Source organism: Streptomyces recifensis (genome assembly GCF_002154615.1).
In the GTDB taxonomy this organism is placed as follows: Bacteria; Actinomycetota; Actinomycetes; order Streptomycetales; family Streptomycetaceae; genus Streptomyces; species Streptomyces griseoluteus.
Genome location: NZ_MUNH01000730.1, coordinates 1 through 2,695, shown reverse-complemented (window position 1 = coordinate 2,695; position 2,695 = coordinate 1). Strand labels below are relative to the sequence as shown.

Annotated in this window: 2 protein-coding genes; one reads left to right on the top strand and one right to left on the bottom strand. The window is 71.7% G+C overall.

Annotated elements, in window-relative coordinates; all coding sequences use genetic code 11:
- Positions 1 to 343 precede the first annotated feature (343 nt).
- Positions 344 to 1,468, top strand: coding sequence for an L-cysteine desulfhydrase Cds1 (gene cds1, locus CCN33_RS28965; RefSeq protein ID WP_086696340.1), 1,125 nt, complete (start codon positions 344 to 346; stop codon positions 1,466 to 1,468).
- A gap of 24 nt (positions 1,469 to 1,492) precedes the next feature.
- On the opposite strand, the gene CCN33_RS28960 is transcribed toward cds1, so the two are convergent.
- Positions 1,493 to 2,341 carry a DeoR/GlpR family DNA-binding transcription regulator gene (locus CCN33_RS28960; RefSeq protein WP_086696339.1) on the bottom strand — a complete coding sequence of 283 codons (849 nt, stop codon included), beginning with the start codon at positions 2,339 to 2,341 and terminating at the stop codon, positions 1,493 to 1,495.
- Between the last annotated feature and the right edge of the window lie 354 nt (positions 2,342 to 2,695).

The following is a 2,695-nucleotide window of genomic DNA, read 5'->3' as shown; positions in this document are numbered from 1 at the left end:
CCCCCTTGCCGATGCGCACGCCTCTCGCCGTGAACTCCGGCTCCGCCATCCCGCACCGCCCCCTCGCGCGTACCGGTCCACCGGCCCCCGCACGGCGGCCGGTCCACGCGGTGCAGTCTGCCCCGGCGCGGACAGGAGCACCAGTGCGCGCGAACGGGGCGCACGTGGCGCTGGAGCACTCGCGCCAATGCGCCCCCGCGCCCCCTCGTACGGGTGTGCCCCAGGCTGCCTTTGGGTGGCTCAAAGATGCGTTGATGCAGGTGAGAAGCGGTGCGACTGATGCCTATGATCGGGCTGCCGACCGCGCCGGGCGTCGTCGGCGCCCAGCGTAAGGAGCCCCGCCGTGAGCACCACCCCACCGGCCCGGACCGGCGCCACCCTCGATGTCGACCGCAGTGACGCGGCCTACCGGGACTGGCTGAAAGAGGCCGTCCGCAAAGTCCAGGCGGACGCGAACCGGTCAGCGGACACCCATCTGTTGCGCTTCCCGCTCCCCGAGGAATGGGGCATCGACCTCTACCTCAAGGACGAGTCGACCCACCCGACCGGCAGCCTCAAGCACCGCCTCGCCCGCTCCCTCTTCCTCTACGGCCTGTGCAACGGCTGGATTCGCCCCGGCCGCCCGGTGATCGAGGCGTCCAGTGGCTCGACCGCCGTCTCCGAGGCGTACTTCGCGTCCCTGATCGGAGTGCCCTTCATCGCCGTCATGCCGCGCACCACCAGTGCCGAGAAGTGCCGGCTCATCGAGTTCCACGGCGGCCGCTGCCACTTCGTGGACGACCCGCGCACCATGTACGCCGAGTCGGCGCGGCTCGCGGCCGAGACCGGCGGCCACTTCATGGACCAGTTCACCTATGCCGAGCGCGCCACCGACTGGCGCGGCAACAACAACATCGCCGAGTCGATCTTCCGGCAGCTCGCGCTGGAGCGGTACCCGGTGCCCACGTGGATCGTCGCCACGGCCGGCACCGGCGGCACCTCGGCGACCCTCGCCCGCTATGTGCACTACCTCCAGCACGACACCCGGGTCTGTGTGGCCGACCCCGAGAACTCCTGCTTCTTCGAGGGCTGGACCACCGGCGACCCGGACGTCACCTGCGACTGCGGCTCCCGCATCGAGGGGATCGGGCGGCCGCGCATGGAGCCCAGCTTCGTGCCCGGCGCGATCGACCGCATGATGAAGGTCCCGGACGCCGCGAGCGTGGCCGCCGTGCGCGCGCTGGAGCGGGCGCTGGGGCGCAAGGCGGGCGGGTCCACCGGGACCGGGCTGTGGAGCGCGCTGAAGATCGTCTCCGAGATGGTGGCCGAGGGCCGGAACGGCAGTGTGGTCACGCTGCTGTGCGACCCCGGCGACCGCTACCTCGACAAGTACTACTCGGACAGCTGGCTGGAGGAGCAGAACCTCGACATCGGTCCGTACACGGCCGCGATCGAGTCGCTGCTGGCCACGGGGGTGTGGCCGGACTGAGGCCGGGGCGTCCCCGGCGCGCCGTCAGTCCTCCTCGAGGCCCTCGGGCTCCTCGTCTTCCTCCGGTTCGCCCGCCACCACCAGGCGCCGCAGCCGCTCGGAGATCTCGGCACGGGCCTCGGCGGGCAGCCCGCCGTCCGTGACGAGCGTGTCCACCTCGTCCAGCGCGGCGAACGAACTCAGGCCCACCGTGCCCCACTTGGTGTGGTCGGCGACCACCACGACCCGGCGCGCCGAGCGCACCAACTGCCGGTTGGTCTCGGCCTCGGCGAGGTTCGGCGTGGACAACCCGGCCTCCGCCGATATGCCGTGCACACCGAGGAACAGCAGATCGAAGTGGAGCGCGGCGATGGCCCGGTCCGCGACCGGACCCACCAGCGAGTCGGACGGGGTGCGCACCCCGCCGGTCAGCACCACCGTGGCCGCGCCCGGCCGTCGGCCCGAGGTGCGCTGCGCGGTGTGGAAGACGTCCGCGACCCGCACCGAGTTCGTCACCACGGTCAGGTCGGGCACCTCCAGGAGCTGCCGGGCCAGCGTGTACGTGGTCGTCCCGCCGGACAGCGCGATCGCCGAACCCGGAGCCACCAGGCGCGCGGCCGCCCGCGCGATCTCCTCCTTGGCGGTCGGCTCCAGTCCTGACTTGGCCTCGAACCCCGGCTCGTGCGTGCTCGCCTCGACCACCGGGACCGCGCCGCCGTGCACCTTCTCCAGCACACCCTGCCGGGCCAGCGCGTCCAGGTCACGGCGCACGGTCATGTCCGACACGCCCAGTTGGCGGGTCAGCTCATTGACCCGGACACCGCCGCGCCGCCGGACCTCGTCCACGATCAGAGCGCGCCGCTGCTCCGCGAGGAGGTTCTGATTCTCGCTCACGTACGCTCCGGTCCTTTCGCCACACCTGTCCGAGCCGCCTGGCGCACCCGCGGTGACCTGCCCGCTCCCGGACCCCACCACATGCGCCGGAGTCTCATCTTGTCACGGGCCGCCATGGGGCGCGCCACTGGCTGTCACCACGCACACCTAGGGCGCGCACACGTGTGCGGACACCACGGCCGCCCTCGTCACCCGGATCGGGGAGATTCCGTGACAAGCCCTTCCGCCAGGTGTACGCCGCCACGGAAACGGAGAACCTGAAGCCCGCACGGACTTGGGACTCCTCAGGTGACAACGGAAGTGCGGACGACAAGTGGAACACGCGCGGGAACGCCTCACCGATCCCCGGCAGGA